At 56.8% G+C, this 18,874-nt stretch carries 21 protein-coding genes; 12 read left to right on the top strand and 9 right to left on the bottom strand.

Features of this window, described 5'->3' with window-relative positions:
- Positions 1-27: 27 nt before the first annotated feature.
- The 5 genes from cobS to ACNKH6_RS08720 form a co-directional block, all read right to left on the bottom strand.
- Positions 28-885: an adenosylcobinamide-GDP ribazoletransferase gene (gene cobS / locus ACNKH6_RS08740; RefSeq protein ID WP_417915172.1), complete on the bottom strand. Its 858-nt coding sequence runs from the start codon at positions 883-885 to the stop codon at positions 28-30.
- Positions 882-1,988: a nicotinate-nucleotide--dimethylbenzimidazole phosphoribosyltransferase gene (gene cobT, locus ACNKH6_RS08735; RefSeq protein WP_417915171.1), complete on the bottom strand. Its 1,107-nt coding sequence runs from the start codon at positions 1,986-1,988 to the stop codon at positions 882-884. Before cobT ends, cobS begins: the two co-directional genes overlap by 4 nt.
- A gap of 55 nt (positions 1,989-2,043) precedes the next feature.
- Positions 2,044-2,706 (bottom strand): hypothetical protein, encoded by a 663-nt coding sequence (locus tag ACNKH6_RS08730; RefSeq protein ID WP_417915170.1) that lies wholly within the window; start codon positions 2,704-2,706, stop codon positions 2,044-2,046.
- A 180-nt stretch (positions 2,707-2,886) separates the two neighbouring features.
- Positions 2,887-4,959, bottom strand: a complete 2,073-nt coding sequence (locus tag ACNKH6_RS08725) for an elongation factor G (protein WP_417915169.1) — start codon at positions 4,957-4,959, stop codon at positions 2,887-2,889.
- A gap of 309 nt (positions 4,960-5,268) precedes the next feature.
- On the bottom strand, positions 5,269-6,087 hold the full coding sequence (locus ACNKH6_RS08720) for an SDR family NAD(P)-dependent oxidoreductase (RefSeq protein ID WP_417915168.1): 819 nt from the start codon (positions 6,085-6,087) through the stop codon (positions 5,269-5,271).
- Between the two features lie 344 nt (positions 6,088-6,431).
- Between ACNKH6_RS08720 and fabD the strand changes: the two genes are divergently transcribed.
- On the top strand, positions 6,432-7,385 hold the full coding sequence (gene fabD, locus ACNKH6_RS08715) for an ACP S-malonyltransferase (RefSeq protein ID WP_417915167.1): 954 nt from the start codon (positions 6,432-6,434) through the stop codon (positions 7,383-7,385).
- On the opposite strand, the gene ACNKH6_RS08710 is transcribed toward fabD, so the two are convergent.
- Positions 7,369-7,521, bottom strand: a complete 153-nt coding sequence (locus tag ACNKH6_RS08710; protein ID WP_417915166.1) for a hypothetical protein — start codon at positions 7,519-7,521, stop codon at positions 7,369-7,371. The genes fabD and ACNKH6_RS08710 overlap by 17 nt on opposite strands.
- A 20-nt stretch (positions 7,522-7,541) precedes the next feature.
- On the opposite strand from ACNKH6_RS08710, the gene ffh reads away from it, so the two are divergent.
- The 9 genes from ffh to ACNKH6_RS08665 all read left to right on the top strand — a co-directional run bounded on the left by ffh (position 7,542) and on the right by ACNKH6_RS08665 (position 13,503).
- Positions 7,542-8,894, top strand: a complete 1,353-nt coding sequence (gene ffh, locus ACNKH6_RS08705; RefSeq protein ID WP_417915165.1) for a signal recognition particle protein — start codon at positions 7,542-7,544, stop codon at positions 8,892-8,894.
- Between the two features lie 102 nt (positions 8,895-8,996).
- A complete protein-coding gene (gene rpsP / locus ACNKH6_RS08700; RefSeq protein ID WP_417915164.1) occupies positions 8,997-9,254 on the top strand; it encodes a 30S ribosomal protein S16 in 258 nt (85 codons plus the stop codon).
- A gap of 8 nt (positions 9,255-9,262) precedes the next feature.
- Positions 9,263-9,493 carry a KH domain-containing protein gene (locus ACNKH6_RS08695; protein ID WP_417915163.1) on the top strand — a complete coding sequence of 77 codons (231 nt, stop codon included), beginning with the start codon at positions 9,263-9,265 and terminating at the stop codon, positions 9,491-9,493.
- A 1-nt stretch (position 9,494) separates the two neighbouring features.
- A complete protein-coding gene (rimM, locus tag ACNKH6_RS08690) occupies positions 9,495-10,016 on the top strand; it encodes a ribosome maturation factor RimM (RefSeq protein ID WP_417915162.1) in 522 nt (173 codons plus the stop codon).
- Between the two features lies 1 nt (position 10,017).
- The gene (gene trmD / locus ACNKH6_RS08685; RefSeq protein WP_417915161.1) at positions 10,018-10,779 is read left to right on the top strand and encodes a tRNA (guanosine(37)-N1)-methyltransferase TrmD; all 762 of its coding nucleotides are present in this window, start codon (positions 10,018-10,020) and stop codon (positions 10,777-10,779) included.
- The gene (locus ACNKH6_RS08680) at positions 10,769-11,362 is read left to right on the top strand and encodes an RNA methyltransferase (RefSeq protein ID WP_417915160.1); all 594 of its coding nucleotides are present in this window, start codon (positions 10,769-10,771) and stop codon (positions 11,360-11,362) included. Before trmD ends, ACNKH6_RS08680 begins: the two co-directional genes overlap by 11 nt.
- A 52-nt stretch (positions 11,363-11,414) precedes the next feature.
- Entirely contained in the window at positions 11,415-11,777 is a 363-nt protein-coding gene (gene rplS, locus ACNKH6_RS08675) for a 50S ribosomal protein L19 (RefSeq protein ID WP_417915159.1), read from the top strand.
- Positions 11,778-11,783: 6 nt separating this feature from the next.
- Positions 11,784-12,440, top strand: a complete 657-nt coding sequence (locus ACNKH6_RS08670; RefSeq protein WP_417915158.1) for a ribonuclease HII — start codon at positions 11,784-11,786, stop codon at positions 12,438-12,440.
- 103 nt (positions 12,441-12,543) lie between these two features.
- Positions 12,544-13,503 (top strand): TerC family protein, encoded by a 960-nt coding sequence (locus tag ACNKH6_RS08665; RefSeq protein WP_417915157.1) that lies wholly within the window; start codon positions 12,544-12,546, stop codon positions 13,501-13,503.
- A gap of 10 nt (positions 13,504-13,513) precedes the next feature.
- Here the strand turns inward: ACNKH6_RS08665 and ACNKH6_RS08660 are convergent, their stop codons facing one another.
- Complete coding sequence (locus ACNKH6_RS08660; protein ID WP_417915156.1) at positions 13,514-14,776, bottom strand: MFS transporter; 1,263 nt, start codon at positions 14,774-14,776, stop codon at positions 13,514-13,516.
- 445 nt (positions 14,777-15,221) lie between these two features.
- On the opposite strand from ACNKH6_RS08660, the gene ACNKH6_RS08655 reads away from it, so the two are divergent.
- Both ACNKH6_RS08655 and ACNKH6_RS08650 read left to right on the top strand, forming a co-directional pair.
- Entirely contained in the window at positions 15,222-15,755 is a 534-nt protein-coding gene (locus tag ACNKH6_RS08655) for an inclusion body family protein (RefSeq protein WP_417915155.1), read from the top strand.
- Between the two features lie 109 nt (positions 15,756-15,864).
- Entirely contained in the window at positions 15,865-16,392 is a 528-nt protein-coding gene (locus ACNKH6_RS08650; RefSeq protein ID WP_417915154.1) for an AidA/PixA family protein, read from the top strand.
- Positions 16,393-16,434: 42 nt separating this feature from the next.
- Here ACNKH6_RS08650 and thiC read toward each other — a convergent pair whose 3' ends face one another.
- Together thiC and thiE are read right to left on the bottom strand one after the other, a co-directional pair.
- Complete coding sequence (gene thiC, locus ACNKH6_RS08645; RefSeq protein ID WP_417915153.1) at positions 16,435-17,718, bottom strand: phosphomethylpyrimidine synthase ThiC; 1,284 nt, start codon at positions 17,716-17,718, stop codon at positions 16,435-16,437.
- Entirely contained in the window at positions 17,715-18,755 is a 1,041-nt protein-coding gene (gene thiE / locus ACNKH6_RS08640; protein WP_417915152.1) for a thiamine phosphate synthase, read from the bottom strand. The genes thiC and thiE overlap by 4 nt, the downstream gene beginning before the upstream one ends.
- Positions 18,756-18,874 lie beyond the last annotated feature (119 nt).

Genomic DNA, 18,874 nt, shown 5'->3' with positions numbered 1-18,874 from the left:
ATATTCTGAAACAAATTTTCCCGGCAGTTAAATTTTCAAAACAAAGGCAAGGACAGCGGCGGCTTCGGCCAGTTCGCAGGCCGCGCCGAGGGTGTCGCCAGTTGCTCCGCCGATTTTGCAGCGGCAGAGCAGGGCGAAAAGAAAGGTCAGCAGGAGGACGGCAAGAACGACGCTCAGGCCGGACGGCCCAGCAGCGGCATAAGCGGCCCAAGTGAGGAGAAGGAAGCCGCCCAGCGAGGCTATCCAGCCTGCGCTGCTGTTGAAATAGACAGCGAAAAGGCTGCCCAGTCCGCCTTCGCGGGCATAGGGCAGCAGGGCCATGAGCAGCAAAATTGCCGTGCGTCCGGCAACAGGCATGAGGAAGGCGGCGGCCAGCGTCTTGTCCGCAGGCAGGGACGCAAGGCAGGCGGTTTTGAGAAAAATGAGCAGCGTCAGGGCAGCGGCCCCCATTGTGCCAATATGGGAATCTTTCATGATTTCCAATATCCGCTCTTGGCTGCGGGCGGAGAGGAAACCGTCGGCGGTGTCGGCGAGGCCGTCGAGATGGAGGCCGCCGGAAAAAGCGAGCAGGAGGATAATCAGCAGGACTGCTGCGGGCAAAGGCGGCAGGAAATAGAAGAAAAACTGGGCTGCTGGTACAGCGATACAGCCCAGCAGCAGGCCGACGAGCGGAAAAAATGGGGCGGCGTGAGTTAATTCGTCTTCTGTTGTGCCGATTTTTCCCGGCAGAGGCAGCAGGGTGAGAAAACGCACTGCGGCGGCGAAAGAGCCGAAAGGCCGCAGCAGCAGCGTCGGCGGACGAAAATGCCGCGTCGGTCTCTCGCTGCCTTCATGGTGCGCCATTTCTTCGGCACGCTTGCGCCGGTTCCTCCGCCAGCGGTTCATGAGACTGGCGTGCCGGTGACACCGGCCTCGGCAAAAGTGGCGACTTCGGTCAGCACGGCCACAGCGGCTTCAACCACATTCATCGCCAAGGCCGCGCCGGTGCCTTCTCCCAAGCGCATTTTCAAATCCAGCAAAGGCTTGCAGCCGATCTGCGCCTGCATGGCCGCGTGGCCTTGCTCAACCGAGCGGTGGGCGCAAATAATATAATCGCGGACAAACGGCTCCAATTTGCAGGCGATCATTGCACCGGCAGTGGAGATGAAGCCGTCCACGATTACCGGCCTGCGGTTGGCCGCCGCGCCGATAATCAGCCCGGCAATGCCGCCGATCTCATAGCCGCCAACCTTGGCCAGCACGTCTAGACCGTCCTTCGCGTCTGGTTTGTTGACAGCCAAGATGCGTTCCAGCACCTTCTTTTTGTGTTCAAACTGGGCATCGTCCAAGCCGGTGCCGCGCCCAGTCAGCTCGTCAATGCTCTTGCCGGTCAGGGCGGCGACGATGGCTGTGCTGGCGGTGGTGTTGCCGATGCCCATGTCGCCGGTGGCGAAAACATCGGTCTCCGGCGCAAGCTGATTGGCAACCTCAATGCCCGCCTCGACCGCAAAGACCGCGTTGGTGCGGGTCATGGCCGGGCCGTGCGCCATGTTGGCGGTGCCTTTGCCGATTTTCTTTGAGATAATTTTGTCCGCATCCGTCAAGGCGGAAAGATCGGCGGCGCAGCCCATGTCCACTACCGTCACTTCAGCCCGCGCCTGCCGTGCCAAGGCATTGATCCCCGCGCCGCCGTTGATGAAATTGTAAACCATCTGCGCGGTGACTTCGGACGGATATTTCGACACGCCCTCGGCAGTCACGCCGTGGTCGCCGACCATGATCACCACCCGCTTGCGGCCAACTGGCGGGCGCAGCGAGTGAGTCATTCCGGCCAGATCAACGGCCAAATCCATCAGATCACCCAAGGCCCAGTGCGGCATGGTGAGCTGCTCCAGCCGCGCCTTGGCTTGCTCGCGGAACTCGACATCCTGCGGGAAGATGCGGCGAAAGGTGGATTGAAGGAAATCAACGTGGTCGGGCTTGCTGCTGGGCTGGTAGGTGCTGGACATGATGTATGGAAAAATGAATAAAATTTAAATAAAAGCAAACCGCCGCGCAGTTCTCTCACATGCTGTCGCTGCTGCCGTCTTTGTTGTTTTTGACTGAGGACTGGCCGAAGAAATAGCCGAGGATGACCAGAAAGCCGTTGCTGAGAATTTGCGATTCCCTGCCGAAAATCATGCCGCCAATCAAGGCGAGGGTAAGCATGAGGAGAACAAGGCCGCCGATGATGGAGGCGGCGGATTCGCGCTGAAGGAACGACAACCAAATTTTTGATTTGCGCTCAAGGCCGTCAATGCGCTGCTGCTCAAGTTTTATCTTTGCTTCGGTTTCAATATCAGTAATTTTTTTCAATTCCATTTTATGACGCAATTCTTCTTCTTGTAAAGAAATAAGTTCGATAGTTATCTTGCTTTCTATGTTTTTATCATTAAGTTGCATGGATAAATTTTTGACATTTTTTATTTTTTCGTTTATCGTTAACTCATTTATTCTATTTAGAATATACTTTTTTCGATCTACTAAAATAGGATTAGTGTCAATTCTATTTGAATATTCATCGTAAAAAATAAAAAAATCATCAGTATTTATTATAACATTATTTATTTTATCTAAACTGCTATTTAGATCAGATAAATTTTTTATAGATATTTGATCTTCAGTTAGACCTAATTTTTCTAATTCTTTTTCCAAACGAAAAGATAACATGCTTATTTTTTCTTTCATATTAAACTGTTTGTCGTATTTTTATATATCAATCTCCTGCTCAATGCAGGAGATCAGCTTAATGTTGACCTCCGACAATACTGAACCGCATACTTATCCCTTTGTAATCCGGGCCGAAGCGGCCTTCACCTCAGCCCAGCAGGCCGCAAGGACAAGCGGCCTGCTGCGTTCAAAGGCAGATCACTCTGCAACCGCTTCCGCCTGATGGGCAGCGATGATCTTCTGCGCGATCTGCGCGGGCACTTCCTCGTAATGCGAGAACTTGACCGTGAAACTGCCGCGTCCGCCGGTCATTGAAGTCAGGTCAGGGCCGTAGAGCTGCACTTCCGCCTGCGGCACCTGCGCCCGGATGATTTCCCGGCGGCTGTCGGAATCCATGCCCAGCACCCGGCCTCGGCGCGAATTGAGATCACCCATAATATCACCGACATGCTCCTTGTCCACCCGGATATCCAGCTCCATGATCGGCTCAAGCAGCACCGGGCTGGCGTTCATCACCGCTGTCTTGAAGGCCATCGAGCCAGCGATTTTAAAGGCCATTTCCGAGGAATCCACGTTGTGATAGGAGCCGTCCAAGAGGCTGGCTTTCAGGCCGACAAAGGGATAGCCCGCCAGCACGCCTTTGTCCATCGCCTCGATGATGCCCTTTTCCACTGCCGGGCGGTACTGCTGCGGAATCACGCCGCCAACGATTTTGTCAACAAACTCAAAATGCCCATCTTTGAGCGGCTCAATCTCAATCGTGCAGTCGCCAAACTGGCCGCGCCCGCCGGACTGCTTTTTGTGTTTGCCCTGCGCTGTGGCCTTGCCCTTGAGGGTTTCCCGGTAGGGTATCTTCGGCACAGACAAATTCATTTCTGCGCCAAACTTGCGCTTGATCCGTTCTTTAATGACCTCCAGATGCACTTGGCCCATGCCGGAAAGCAGCACCTCGTGCGTCTGCGTCTCGCGGGTCATGCGCAGGGTCAGGTCTTCGTCCAGCGTTTTCGTCAACGCGGAGAAGAGCTTGTCCTCGTCCTTCTCGACTTTGGCCGTGACAGCATAGGAAATGGCCGGAGAAAACGCTTCCAAAGCATCATAGAGCACGGGTTCGGCCTCGTCGCAGAGCGTGTCGCCGGTGCCGGTGCACTTCAGTTTGGCCACCGCAGCAATCATGCCCGCGCAGACGCTTTTCACCTCGTTCTGCTCTTTACCCTGCATCAGGAAAAGATGACTGAACCGCTCGCTCTCGCCTTTGCTGGCATTATAGAAGCTCTCGCCGTGCAGCGTGCCGGAGAGCACCCGGAACACGGTCAAGCGTCCAGTGAAAGGATCGGCGGTGGTTTTGAGGACTTGGGCGGAGAAAGGCGCATCTGCCGCGCCGCTGCGCTGCACTAATTCTTTGGTTTTAGGATTGGTGCCGATCAGCAAAGGCCTCTGCGCAGGCGAAGGCAGCAGGCTGATGATGGTGTCCAGAATAATCGAGCTGCCCTCGTTGTTCAGCGGCGAGCAGGGCAGCACCGGAGCGAGCCGACCCTGCCGCACTGCCGCTGCCAGCCCATTCTGCAAGGCCTCGTCAGACAGCTCGCCCTCTTCTAAGAAATGCTCCAGCAGGTCATCGTCAGTCTCAGCCACGTATTCCATCAGGCTGGCGCGGCGTTCAGCGGCTTCTGCGGCCAGCCCGGCAGGAATTTCGGCTGCTGTTGCCGTGCCGTCCGGGCGAAAAAGTAAAGCCCGGCGGTTGAGCACATCCACCACGCCTTTGAAATCCTTTTCGCTGCCAATAGGCAGATGCAGCACCACCGGATTCAGCTTGCTGAAGGTCTGGCGTATTTCATCAAAGGTCTCAAAGAAGTTGGCCCGCTCCCGGTCCATCTTGGTGATGCAGATCAGGCAGGGCAGCCTGCGCTCCAGCACAAAATCCACAAACCGCTCGGTCTGACTGCGCACACCCAGCACCCCGCCCACGGTGAGCAGCGCGCTGTCCGCCAGCCGGGCGGCGAATTTCGTTTCATTGACAAAGTTGTCGTCGCCGGGCGTGTCAGCCAGGAAGACCTCGCAGTTCTGCCAGTTCAGGTGGCCGAACGCAGTGCTGATGGAGATTTTCCGGCGGACTTCCTCCTCTTCAAAATCAAACGACGAGCTGCCCTCATCCACTTTGCCCAGTCGGCTGACTGCCCCGGCAGTGAAAAGCAGCGCCTCGGCAAGAGTGGTTTTGCCGCTGTGACCGTGTCCAAGGATGACTGTGTTCCTGATCTGCTGAACGTCGCGCATGAATGCCTCCGCTGCCCGGTGCTGGGATTGATCTGTCGGCAGAAGGCGCGGAAAAGGGGGCTTCCCTTTTGCTCCGGGAATGGCAACACCCATCTGCCGGGAGATGATGCGCTGTATTCTGCTCCGTAATCCCTTTCAAGTCAAGCTGCAACCAAAGGCGGTCGCGCTTCCAGGAAGAGATGGGAAAACATTGCCTGCTTGACACCTCTCTGCGGCGCAGGCAGAGCGTGTTGCCCTGCATTTTTTCTGGCGCACCAGTTTTAGACAACTTCAGTCAGTGCCTAATCATGCCTTTCCTAATCGCCCTGCTCAGAGTGGCTGGCCCTCCGGCATTTCCGGCACGTCGTTCCCGCCAAGGACAAAGCCGCCATCCAAGCGAAGCACCGCGCCGGTCATGAACTCCGCTTGCAGGAGAAACAGGACGGCCTCAGCCGCCTCTTCTGCTCTGCCGGTGCGCCGCAGCAAGGTGTGACGGAGCAGCCGCTCCTGCTCCGCCGCATGCAGCAAGCTCCAGCCGCGTGTGCCGGGGCCATGCCGCTGTTCAAAAAGACCGAGCATCAGCTCATTGACCCGGATACTGGGTGCGCCCAGTCTGGCCCATGTTTCGGTGAGCGAGCTGATGCCCCGGTTCGCGGCGGAGTAGCCGTCACTGAAGAGCAGTCCCGCTGGCCCGGAGCGGCCCACGACAGCAGCAACCGAAGAAATATTCACCACCGCAGCTTGCTCGGCCCGGCGCAGCAGCGGCAGGCACTGCTCAAAAACTAACTGCTTGGCGTGCAGGCTTGTCTCCATCTCCAACTGCCACTGGCGGCGGTTTTCCGGGCGGAAATAGCTGCCATGCACTATCGGCATTCCGCCCCGCTCAATATTGTTGACCAGCACATGAAGGCAGGGAACGCGCTCCGCAATCTGCTGCGCCAAAGCCGCCACGCTGTCCGGCTCGCGCAGATCGCTTTTGAGCAGAAGCTGCCCGGCGAATTCCCGCCGCAGCTCTGCCGCCGCTTCCGGCCAGTCGTCAATCCACGGCAGAATGAGCCGCGCTCCTGCTGCGGCCAACCTGCGGGCTATTGCCCGCCCAATACCCCGGCTGGCACCGAGCACCAGCACGTTTTTTTCAGAAAGATTCATTTATTTTCTGGAACCAGATGGACAAAGATGGTATTTATTTTCAGCGCAGCCTGCGCCATGCCGAACAATTTTCATGATGATAATACCATGCGTTTCGTCTGAAGCAAGCGACCAGCAATGAATCGTATTTGAATCGACTGTGCCATCTTGGTAGACAGTCGTACTGAGTACGAAATATTATGAAAACTACAAGATGTTTAAAATAGTGTTTAAAGCCAAAGATAAGGAAGAAGAAGTGAATCAAACGATCTTCACCTGCCGATAATGTGACGAATCTTTGATTCGAGGCCAATTTTTCGTTTTTTGATAAAACGGAAAAATAAAATAGATAATTCTGTCAACTCATGAAAAAAACAGCCGTCCTTTTCCCCGGCCAAGGCTCGCAGTATCTTGGCATGGGCAAAGCCTTTATCGAAGCTGATCCAGAGGCCGCCGCGCTGATGGACATGGCCGAGCGCGTCTCCGGCTTTCCTCTGCGCCAGCTCTGTTTTGACGGCCCGCTGGAGGAGCTGACCCGCGTGCTCCATCTTCAGCCTGCCCTGACCGCCGTCAACCTGATCTGCTGGCAGCAGCTGCAAAAATTGCTGCCCGGCTTCAGTCCGGCCTGGGCTGCCGGGCATTCGCTGGGCGAATATTCCGCCCTGCACGCTGCGGGCGTGCTGTCCGCCGAAGATGCCATAGCCCTTGTCACCAAGCGCGGTGAATTCATGGAGCGCGAGAACGCGGCGCATCCCGGCGGAATGCGGGCGGTGCTCGGCCTGAGCATTGAGGAAATTGAGCCGCTGCTGAACAGCTACGCCGGGCCGGGGGCGGTGGTTGTCGCCAATCACAATTCGCAGCAGCAGGTCATCATTTCCGGCGATGCGGAAGGGCTGGAGCGCTTCAGTGAAATCTGCAAAACCGCCGGGGCCAAAAAAATCGTGCCGCTGAAGGTGGCGGGCGCGAACCACAGCCCGCTGGTGGCGGGCGCGGTGCCGGATTTCGCCGCCTGCATGGAAAAAACTTGTTTCAACCCGCCCAAGGTGCCGCTGCTTTTCAACGTCACTGCCGCGCCGGAAAACGACCCGGCAGCCATCCGCTCCATCATGGCCCGTCAGATCGCATCGCGGGTGCGCTGGCATGAGTCGGCCTGCCGGATGATCGCCGACGGCGTGGAAGTTTTTCTGGAGCTTGGCCCCGGCTCCGTCCTCACTGGCCTGATGAAGAAAATTCTGCCTGCTGGCAGCGCGGCGGTCTGCGTGCAGGCGGACAGCCCGGAATCTTTGGCAAAAGCCGCGCAGTTCATTCAAGAAGACTGAGTTCCGGCGGCATCCGGCCCGCTGCCGCCGGAAGTATCATGAAATCCGGCTTTTTTTCTTCCTGCTTGACACAAGCCCGCGCATGAGGTAAATATTTTTGTTTCCTGCGCAGCCGCTGTTCAGGATGGCGGGGCATTTTTTCCTATCGGACTGATCATGTTTGAGAATCTAACAGAACGCCTTGAAGGTGTCTTTAAAAGGCTGCGCGGCCACGGCACGCTGACCGAAGAAAATATCGCCGAAGCCATGCGCGAAGTGCGCACGGCCCTGCTCGAAGCCGATGTCAACTTGCAGGTGGTGAAGGACTTCGTCGCCTCGGTCACGGAAAAGGCGGTCGGACGCGAAGTGCTGGCCAGCCTCGCGCCGGGGCAGCAGGTGATCAAGGTCGTTTATGAGGAGCTGGTCGCGCTGCTTGGCACTGCCGCCGAGCCGCTGCGCCTTGACGGACGGCAGCCGGTGGTAATCATGATGGCCGGTCTGCAAGGATCAGGCAAGACCACCACTTCGGCCAAGCTGGCCCGCCTGCTGAAAGAAAAAGGCCGCAAGCCCTTCCTTGTCCCTGCCGACGTGTACCGCCCGGCGGCCATTGAGCAGCTGCACGTGCTGGGCAGTCAGATCGGCGTTCCGGTTTTCAATTCCACCACCGAGCAGCGTCCGGCGGATATCGCCAGGCAGGCTGAGGCGCAGGCCAAAGCCGAGGGCTATGACACCGTCATCCTCGACACCGCAGGCCGCCTGCATGTGGACGAGGAGCTGATGGCCGAGCTGAAGGAGATCGCCGCTGCGGTGCCGCTCTCCGAGGTGCTCTTTGTCGCTGACGCGATGACCGGCCAGGATGCGGTGACGGTGGCGGCCAAGTTCAGTTCTGATCTCGACATCAGCGGCGTGATCCTGACCAAGATGGAGGGCGACGCGCGCGGCGGCGCGGCTTTGTCGGTCAAGCAGGTCACCAAGCGGCCTATCAAATTTGTCGGCGTGGGCGAGGCTCTCGATGCCTTGGAGGTCTTCCATCCTGACCGCGCCGCCTCGCGCATTCTCGGCATGGGCGACGTGCTCTCGCTGATCGAGAGAGCCGAGAAGGTTGTTGACGAGAAAAAGGCCCAGCAGCTGGCGAGCAAGCTGCGCAAGAACAGCTTCACGCTCGAAGATTTCCTCGACCAGCTTCAGCATATTAAGAAAATGGGCAGCTTGGAGCAGCTCATGAGCATGGTGCCGGGCATCAACAAGCTCCGCCAGCTCAAAGACGCGCCCCAGCCCAGCCAGAAAGAGCTGCTGAAGACCGAGGCCATCATTCTCTCGATGACCAAGACCGAGCGGCACAATTACAAGATCATCAACGCCAGCCGCCGCATCCGCATCGCCAAAGGCTCCGGCACCTCGGTGGAGGAAGTCAACCGGGTGCTCAAGAGCTACGCCATGATGCTGAAGATGATGAAAAAAATCAGCGGCAAAGCGGCGGTCGTGAAGGACGGCCAGCGGCGCAAGCTGCCCAAAGGATTACGGCGTTGATCAGATATAGGGGCGAAAAATCTTTCGCCCTTACATCTGCATAGCGCACAGAATTTATCAGCCGGGCAACCGGACTCACCATCCACAGGAGAAGAGAAAAAAATGGCAGTACGCATTCGCTTGACCAGAAGAGGCCGCAAGAAACAGCCGTTCTACCGCATCGTCGTCGCAGATTCGCATTCCTGCCGTGACGGCAAATTCTTGGACATCGTCGGCACCTACGATCCGCTTCAGGAGCCTGCGGCCATCCGCATTGACGAAGGCAAGCTGGCTGACTGGATGGGCAAAGGCGCGCTGCCGTCCGAGACCGTCAAAACTCTGATTGACAAGAACAAAGCGGCAGCGGCGCAGGCTGCCTGATTGAGGTCATGAAGGACTTGGTCTCGTTCATCGCCGCCAAGCTGGTGGACGCGCCGGAGCAAGTTGAGACTTCTCAGCGCGAGGAAGGCGACGCGGTGACGGTGGAGCTGAAGGTCGCCAAGGAAGACCTTGGCAAGATCATCGGCAAGCAGGGCCGCACCGCCCGCTCCATCCGCACCGTGCTGGCCGCTGCGGCGGAAAAGCGGCAGAAACGCTGCCGCATTGAAATCCTTGAGTGAAATGAAGGAGAAGGGCCTTGTCCTGCTGGGCCGGGTTTCTGGGCCGCACGGCATCAAAGGCGAGCTGAAAATCCGCCCTTATTCCGGCGAGCCGGAGAGCCTGCTCGGCTGGAGCAGCCTGCTGCTGGCCGTCGGCGAAAACGCGGAGCCGAAGGCATGGAAGGTGGAGCAGTCACGGGCGCACAAAAGCTGGACGTTGGTCAAGCTGGAAGGCTGCTCCGACCGCAGCAGTGCCGAGCTGCTGCAACGGGCTGATGTCTATATCCATGAGGACGAGCTGCCAGAGCTGGAAGACGGGGAATTCTATCTCCGCGATCTGGAAGGCAAGACAGTCAAGACCGAAGACGGCCAAATCGTCGGCGTGATCACCGGCCTGCTGACCGGCGGCGTGCAGGATATTCTTCAAGTCGAGAACAATGGTCAGGAGCATCTGATTCCGCTGGTGTCGGAATTTGTCGTCAGTGTGAATGAAGATGCCGTGATCATGGCTTTGCCGTCCGGCCTCTTGGAGATCAACGCCTGACGTGCGTTTTGACATACTGAGCATTTTCCCGGAGCTGTTCGCCTCGCCGCTACAAGAGGGCATCATCCGCCGGGCCATCGCTGCCGGACAGATTCAGGTCAATCTGCGCAACATCCGCGACTGGGCTGAGGACAAACACGCCATGACCGACGACCGGCCCTTCGGCGGCGGCGAGGGCATGGTGATGAAGCCGGAGCCGCTGGCCGCCTGCCTGCGCGATGCGCAAGGCGATGCTCCGGGACATGTGATTCTGCTTTCACCGCGCGGTGCAGTGTACAGCCAGCGCGCTGCCGAGCGGCTGGCCGGACTGGAGAAAATCGTCTTGGTCTGCGGGCGTTATGAAGGCGTGGACGAGCGTTTCTGCCAGCTTTATGTGGACGAGGAGCTGTCCATCGGCGACTACATCCTCACCGGCGGCGAGCTGGCCGCCTTGGTGGTGCTGGATTCCGTCACCCGGCTGCTGCCGGGCGTGCTTGGCTGTGCGGATTCGGCGGCGAAAGACAGCTTCAGCCGCAGCCTGCTCAAGCACGGGCAGTACACAAGGCCGCGTGAATTCGAGGGGCTGGCGGTGCCGGAGGTGCTGATGAGCGGCGATCACGCCAAAATTGAGGAGCACCGTTTTTTGGAATCGGTGCGGCTGACCTTGGCGCGGCGGCCTGAGCTGCTGGCTGCGGCGCAGTTCACCCCTGCTGAGGAAAAACAGCTTAAAAAGGCCGGACTTTATGCACAGGTGCAGCAGGCACGAGCCGGACATGGATGCTGAATTTCATCTGGATGTCGCGTTGATCCACCACCCGGTGGTCAACCGGCACGGCGAGATCATCGGCTCGGCAGTGACCAATCTTGATCTGCACGACATCGCCAGAGCAAGCAAGACCTTCGGCGTGAGCAGCTATTGGGTGGTCACGCCCTATCCGCTCCAGCAGGAGCTGGCCGCCGGGATTGTCGGCCACTGGACTGAGGGCTACGGCGGCGTGGCGGACAGCGACCGGGCTGCGGCCTTGGCTCTGATCAAAATCCGCTCCAGCTTGGCCGAGGTCATTGACGAGATGACCCGGCGGCATGATGGCCGACGGCCCAAAGTAGTGGCCACCAGCGCGGCTTCAAGCGGCGAAAAACGGGTCAGCTTCGCCGCCCTGCGCCAAGAAATCATCAGCGAGAGAATGCCCGTACTGCTGCTTTTCGGCACAGCGTGGGGACTGGCCCCGGAAGCCTTGGACTTGGCGGACGCGATGCTGCCGCCCATTGTCGGGCCGGGAGCGTACAATCATCTTTCGGTGCGGTCCGCCGCATCTATCATGCTGGACAGACTGCTGGGCCGCCGGGAAGAGGCTGATCAGCATTGAGACTATAACGAGCAATCACGCAGGAGCGGCAGGCCCGCATAAGAGGAAGAAAATGAACATTATTGACAGAATTGATCAGGAATCCATGCGCTTCGACCACCCGGACTTCCGTCCTGGCGACAATGTCAAAGTGCATATCCGCATCATTGAGGGCAACAAGGAGCGGGTGCAGATATTTCAGGGCGTGGTGCTGAAGCGGAAGCGCGGCATGATGAACGCCAGCTTCACCGTGCGGAAGATTTCTCACGGCGTGGGCGTGGAGAAGACCTTCGCCATGCACTCACCCCGGATTGACAAAATTGAGGTGGTTTCGCACGGCAAGGTGCGCCGCTCACGGCTCTACTACCTGCGCGACCTGCGCGGCAAGGCGGCCCGCATCGGCGAGCGGCAGCGGAACCAGCCGACCGAGGCTTGATGCCTGTTGGACGATGCCTTCCTGTTCCCGCCGCAGCCCGGCGGGAACACTTTTTTTCATGAGCAACGCCTGCACGAGCATGGTCTGCTCCGGGTCGCCGGAGTGGACGAAGCCGGACGCGGCCCTTTAGCCGGGCCGGTGACGGCGGCCTGCGTCATCCTTCCCCCTGCCAGCGATCATTCCCGCTGGAAAGATTCCAAAAAGCTGACACCGCTCCGACGCGAGCGGCTCTGGAGCGAGCTGCGCTGCTGTTCAAATACGCTGATCGGCACCGGCCTTGCTTCGGCAGAGGAAATAGATCAGCTCAATATCCACCGCGCCTCGCTGCTGGCCATGCGCCGGGCAGTCGAGAATTGCGCCGCCAGTGTCGGAAATCTCCCTGACTATCTCTTGGTTGATGGCCTGTTCAAAGTGCCGGTCAATCTGCCCCAGCTCGCTTTGGTCAAAGGTGAATCGAAAAGCGCGTCCATCGCCGCCGCGTCCATCATCGCCAAAGTGCTGCGCGATCATCTGATGGCCGAATATCACGAGCAGTATCCGCAGTACAACTTCCTCCAGCACAAGGGTTATCCCACCAAAGCCCACCGCGCCGCCATCGCCGAGCACGGCCCCTCGCCCATCCACCGCCGCAGTTTTCACGGCGTGCGCGAGTTCTGCCGCTGAAGAAGCGGTTGACATCGCCCTCCATCTGCCCTACAAAAAAAGAAGCGGTTGCATTTGCGGCAGCGGGCCGCGCCATTTTATTTCCTGAGGAGGACAGGAAGTCATGATTGATTCTATCGGCACCCCGGCCTTGTATCTCGGCTTCACCCTGCTGGTCATCGTCCTGCTGGCGGTGGACTTTGTCGCCCTGAAAGTGCAGGGCAGCCACAAGGTGAACGTGAAGGAGGCGGCGGCGTGGTCTGTGGTCTGGATACTCGTCTCGCTGGTGTTCTGCGGCGGCTTCTGGTGGTATTTAGACAGCGAGTTCGGGCGGGAACTTGCCAATAAAAAGGCTCTCGAATACCTTACCGGCTATCTGATTGAAAAATCATTGGCTGTGGACAACGTCTTTGTCTGGATCACGTTATTCGGCTTTTTCGCGGTGCCGCCCGCTTTCCAGAAACGGGTGCTGCTTTACGGCGTGCTGGGCGCGATTGTCATGCGGGCGGTGCTGATTTTCATCGGCGCGATGCTGCTGGCCAAGTTTCACTGGATACTCTATGTCTTCGGCCTCTTTCTTGTCCTGACTGGGGTGAAAATGCTGATCTTCTCCAGCCATGAGCCGGACTTGGAACAGAATCCGCTCCTGCGCTGGATGCGCCGCCATATCAAAATCACCAACAATTATCATGGCGAGCAGTTTTTCGTCTTCAAGAAAGGGGTGCGCCATGCCACGCCGATGTTTGTTGTCCTGATGCTGGTCGAGGCCACCGACCTGATCTTCGCGGTTGACTCCATCCCCGCCATCTTCGCTGTGACCAGCGACCCGTTCATAGTCTTCACTTCAAATATTTTCGCCATCCTAGGCTTGCGAGCTATGTACTTTCTCCTTGCCGACATGGCGGAACGCTTTCATCTGCTTAAATACGGCTTGGCCATCATCCTGATGTTTATCGGCGTGAAGATGCTCCTGCTCGACATCTACAAGATTCCGATTGGCATTGCGCTTGGTATTGTCGGCCTGATTTTAGCCGTATCCATCGTCGCCAGCTTTCTTACTTCACGCCGCAGCGAAACAAAATAAGGCCTGCTGCTTATTGCTTTTTCGCTGCTGTCAGGCTCCACGCGATGCCTGGCAGCAGATAAAGCAAGGCAAGCACTAAGACAATCCGGCGCGGATCAGCTCCTGCGTCCATAGCCGCGCCGGTGAGCCAGATGGAGCAGGTCAGCACAAGGGTGAGCATCGCCATTTCCGCCGAGAACACCCGGCCTCGGAAGCGGTCTTCGACGCGGCGGTGAATGAGGGTGGTGCTGAACACCCACTGCACCGAACCGCCCGCATGGCCGCAGCAGACCCAGACCGCCGCCCAGAGCATATTTGGTGCCTGACTGAACAGGACGTAGGCGGCAGCGGAAATAAAAAATGCCCCGGCAATCGCCTTCCGCATCGCTGTCGAGCCTTCGCCAAGCAGCTTCCAGGCGAGGATAGGGCCAATCGCTGCGCCCAAGCCGCGCATGGCGAAGAGTATGCCGCTGCCGCCGCCTTGGCCGCTGACCGCGAAGACCTGCTCGCCGAACACCGCCAGCATCACCAATATCCCGCCTGCCAGCGACCAGCCGCTTTTGACCAGCAGCAGCACGGCAATCTCCGGCTGGCTTCTGACATAAAAAAATCCCTCTTTCAGATCATCCCAGCCGGTGAGCCGTCCGATGGAAAAAGCGGCGGGCGGAGTGGTTCGTTTTCGATGCGGCAACAGCACGGTGGCCATGCTTGCTGCCGACAGGAGAAAACTGATGCTGTCGGCGAGGATTGCTGCCCGCCAGCCAAGATGCGCGGTGAAAAAACCGCCCAAGGCCGCGCCAAGGGCCAGCATTACAGACCACGACGCGCCAGACAGTCCGTTGGCAATGCCCAGCTCTTCCCGGCTGCACAGATTCGGCAGAGAAGCCTGCCGGGCCGGGTTGTAAAAAGTCCAGATTGCCTCTTGCGTGAAGGCGATCAAATAAATCAGCCAGATGTGCGATTTATCCCCGGCCAGCAAATAGCCCAGCACCAAAACAGCGCGGATCAGGTCGCAGCTGATCATGATGCCCTTGCGGCTGTAGCGGTCGGCAAGCACACCGGCTGCCGGGCCGAAAATGGCCGGTGATAGATGCTTGGCGATCAAAAACCAGCTCACCGCCTTGCCGGAGCCGGTGAGCTGACTGAGCAAAACGAAGATGGCGATATAGTTGAACCAGTCGCCGATCTGACTGACACTGCCGGAAAGCCAGTAGCGGCGGTAGTTCGCGTTATGCCGCAGCAGGCGCAGGTAGGAGGAAATCTGCCCGGCGGTGTAATGATTTTTTGTTTGCACGAGATGTTATTAGGAGTTACGCAGTTGCATAAAGATTGATTGGGTCAAGCGTATAAATCGGCTTCGTCAAATAAGCCCTGACATCAGCGCGGACAATAAAAATTTTAGCCTCGAACCAAGAGATTCATTTGACAATAAAGCAATAGACCTCTTGCATAAGTGCTGTCATGCTGATCTGACTGCAAGATTGCAGCAGGCAGCAATAAGATTGAACCTGAGACAGAACCTTTTTCTCCTGTTTCTGTATTTTCCTAGATTCTGAATATATGCTCACCCCTTATCCGCTGTTTTGAAAGATCAAAAATAGTATTAATAATTAGTATTAATAAAACTTCGTATATAAAATTTATCTTGTTTTTTTGCGCCTATATTATGATAGGCGCAATCAAGGCTGCCTCCAATACATGGTGGCTATATTTAATTAATCCTTTAAATGGATAAAATTATGGCACTGGTTGAAATTGAAGTTCTCGTTGTGATTGATACTAATTATATTTTCAAGAATTACCAAAATCCAAGTCGGGATGCTTCTAAGCCTACAGGTATTAACCATAGCAGTCAATACATGATCACCAACAGCCAGCGTGGGATTGTTAGTGGCCAAGGCACTGCTGATTTAAGCTTTAAGGCTAATGTTGGCGATATAGTTTCTTTCGTTGGCACTTCAATCGAAGCTAATTCTGATTCAGCGGTGATTATCTACGGTATCAACCACTGGAGCGGTGATAAAGTATTTAATCAGTTTGTTCCCAATCTGATTACCCGTAATCGTGCCGTCATGCCAAACAATACCACTCCAAACGGCCTGCCGGCAGTGCAGCAGCAAATCAATTTTGCTAGTTTTGATGCCAAGGTATCGAGATCTGGCAAGGAAAATTTCTATGTCAACATTGCGGTGTATAAACTGGCTGACGATGGCCAGGCACAGGATCTATACGGTTATTTCTACTGGGATCCAACAATTACAGTGCCAGCATGAGATAAATTCATAGCACTCTGCTTATCAGACGACCAAGGAGTGTTTGCTCCTTGGTCATTTTTTTAGATGGATACGATTTTCCAGATAATACTCAAAGGAGTTATAAAAAATGATTTGTCAATTTAATGCTCTTGTGATTATTGATACCGAAAAAATTATTGCAGCATACTTAGAGCCAGTTCAGGATGTAAAAAATCCTCCTGTCATCATTGATCCCTCATTTGCATTTATTTTATGTCCATCTGCAACATCAAACATCTCGACCGAACAGATTGATTTATATCTTAACGCTGATGGAGGTGATAATTTATCATTTCGTTGCACATCATTTTTTGGGAATTCTAATAATTCTGTCTTTTTTTATGACGATTACATAGAGAATAATAATCAAATTTTCGGTAAATTTATCTTGAATATTAATACTCTTTCAAGAGCGATTCAGCCTGATCCAAAACAGCAAGATGGGTTGCCGCCAATTCATGTTTGCGCAACTTTTTCCAACATAGAATCAAAAGTGTTAAGAAAGGGAAGCGAACAGGTTGATCTTATGTTTTCTCTCTATCAACTCGATGATGACGGTCAATCTCAATCCTTGTATGGCTATTTTGGCTTAAAACTACAGCTAACCGTGAGTTGAGCTTGGACGCAGCTCAACTCACGCCTGATATCCCCCCTTTTTTTACAGCAGCCCCTTCAGCCGCTTCATCGAGCAGAAGTCGCCGCACATGGTGCAAACGCCTTTGTCGGTCGGCTGGGAAGAGGCGCGGTAGGCCCGCGCTTTCTCCGGGTCAAGGGCAAGACTGAACTGGCCTTCCCAGTCCAAGCTGCCCCGCGCCGCGCTCATGGCATGATCTAAATCCGCCGCGCCGGGAATGCCTTTGGCCAAGTCGCCCGCATGGGCAGCGATTTTGGAGGCGATGATGCCTTCTTTCACGTCGTCCGCAGAAGGCAGGCGCAGGTGTTCCGCTGGCGTGACGTAGCAGAGGAAATCCGCCCCATGCATGGCTGCCAGCGCGCCGCCAATGGCCGAAGTGATGTGATCGTAGCCGGGCGCAATGTCCGTGACCAGCGGGCCGAGCACATAAAACGGCGCGTGGTGGCAGAGCTTCTTTTGCAGCTTCATGTTCATTTCCACCTCGTGCAGAGGAACATGGCCCGGCCCTTCGATCATCACCTGCACGTTGTGCGCCCAAGCCCGCTTGGTCAGCTCGCCGAGCGTGATCAGCTCTTCAATCTGCGGCGCGTCGGTGGAATCCTTGATCGCGCCAGGCCGCAGGCCGTCGCCTAAGCTGATGCAGACATCGTGCTGCTCGCATATCTCCAAAAGCCGGTCGAAGTGCTCGTAGAAGGGATTTTCCTTGCCGGTCTTGGCCATCCATTCATACAGAATTGCCCCGCCCCGGCTGACTATGCCGCAGAGGCGTTTGTTGAGGCGCAGGCTGCTGGCGCATTTCTGGTTCAAGCCCGCATGGATGGTGATGAAGTCAATCCCGTTCTCGGCATGAATGCGCACGGTCTCAAACCAGTCCTCCACCGTGATCTGCTCGGTGGGCTTGCCAGTGCGGGTGAGGGTGTCATAAATCGGCACCGTGCCGATCATCACCGGCACTTCCGCAACCAGCCGCTTGCGGAAGCCTTCGGTGTCGCCGGAGACGCTCAAATCCATGATCGCATCAGCCTTGTACTTGAGCGAGAGGCGGGCCTTGTTCATCTCGCTCTCGAACGAGCAGACATCCTTGGACACGCCGAGATTGACATTGATCTTGGTCTTCAAACCCTCGCCGACTCCCGCCGCCTTCAGGCAATGGTGATGCTTGTTGGCCGGGATGGCGATGCGTCCCTGCGCCACCCGCTCCAGCAGGAGCTGTTCAGAGATAATCTCATTGGCCAAGACCTCGCGCATCTGCGGGGTGATGATACCTTTGCGGGCCGCGTCCATCTGGGTGGTGTATGCTTGCGTCATGCCTGTGCTCCTGAAGTAGTGATGATAGCCTGAATCTCCCTGACCCGCTGCCCGATGTCCTCCGCGCCGATGATCTCCGTGACCAAGCAGACGGTCTTTGCGCCATGCGCGAGCACCTGCGGCAGGGTCTCCCGTTTGATGCCGCCGATGGCGACAAAGGGAATATGGACGTTTTTGGCAACATAGTCGAGATAATTCAGCCCAACGGGAGCGCAAACATCCTCTTTGGTCTGCGTGCTGAAGATCGGCCCCACGCCGATGTAGTCCGCGCCGTCGCGCACCGCCTGCTCGGCCTGCTCCGGGCTGTGGGTTGAGCAGCCGATGAGCAGCCCAGGCGCAATCCTGCGCAGCTCGCTCACCGGCAGATCATCCTGGCCCTGATGCACGCCATCCGCGCCAACCATCAGGGCAATCGCGGCATGATCATTGACAATGAACAACGCGCCCGCATCTGCGGTGATGCGGCGGATGGCCAAGCATTCCTCATAGATCGCCTTGATGCTCTTGTCCTTCAGCTTTTCCCGGTACTGAATGATCCGCACTCCGGCATCAGTCATCTGTTGGGCCACGTCCGCGTTGCTGCGGCCACGGGAGAATTTCTCGCCCAAGATGCCGTAGATGCCCGCAGGCAGCGGGCGGCGAAAGAGCGGCAGGAAACGCGGCTCCAGTTCATAAACCGTAAAGCGCAGCTGCTCCAGCCGCTTGCCCGCAGCGTATTCGCCCTGCGCCTTGAGAATTTCTTCCAGGACACGGGCCGCCTCCTGCACCCGCTTGCAGTTGGCCAGCACGGTGTCACGCAGACTGCCGCGCCGGTCGCCCGTGCTGTGCTGCGATGTGGCTTTGCCCACATCCTCCGCCGCGTTGCGGGCGGCAAGCAAACTGCTCTCACGGCCCTTGAAGAGGTCGCGCAGACTGTGGCGCAGGCCGCGCAGTTCCGCAGAAAGTTCCTGCCGGTCAAAGGCGAAGCGGGCAATGTCCTCAAGAACCCGCAGCCCTTCGGCAGCCCGGTTGATGTTCGCGTCAAGGAGTCTGTTCATGGCACAGAAAGAGAAAAAGATGGGAATTGTCGCTGCTGGTGTGGCTGCGGCAGTTACTCTTGCCAAAACTGAGATGGAAACATCAGGACAGGAAGGAAATTATAGGTCTCAAAGTAACG

Origin of the sequence: Candidatus Electronema sp. JM, assembly GCF_048287415.1 — a bacterium.
GTDB lineage: Bacteria > Desulfobacterota > Desulfobulbia > Desulfobulbales > Desulfobulbaceae > Electronema.
This window is presented reverse-complemented; position numbering and strand designations above follow the sequence as displayed.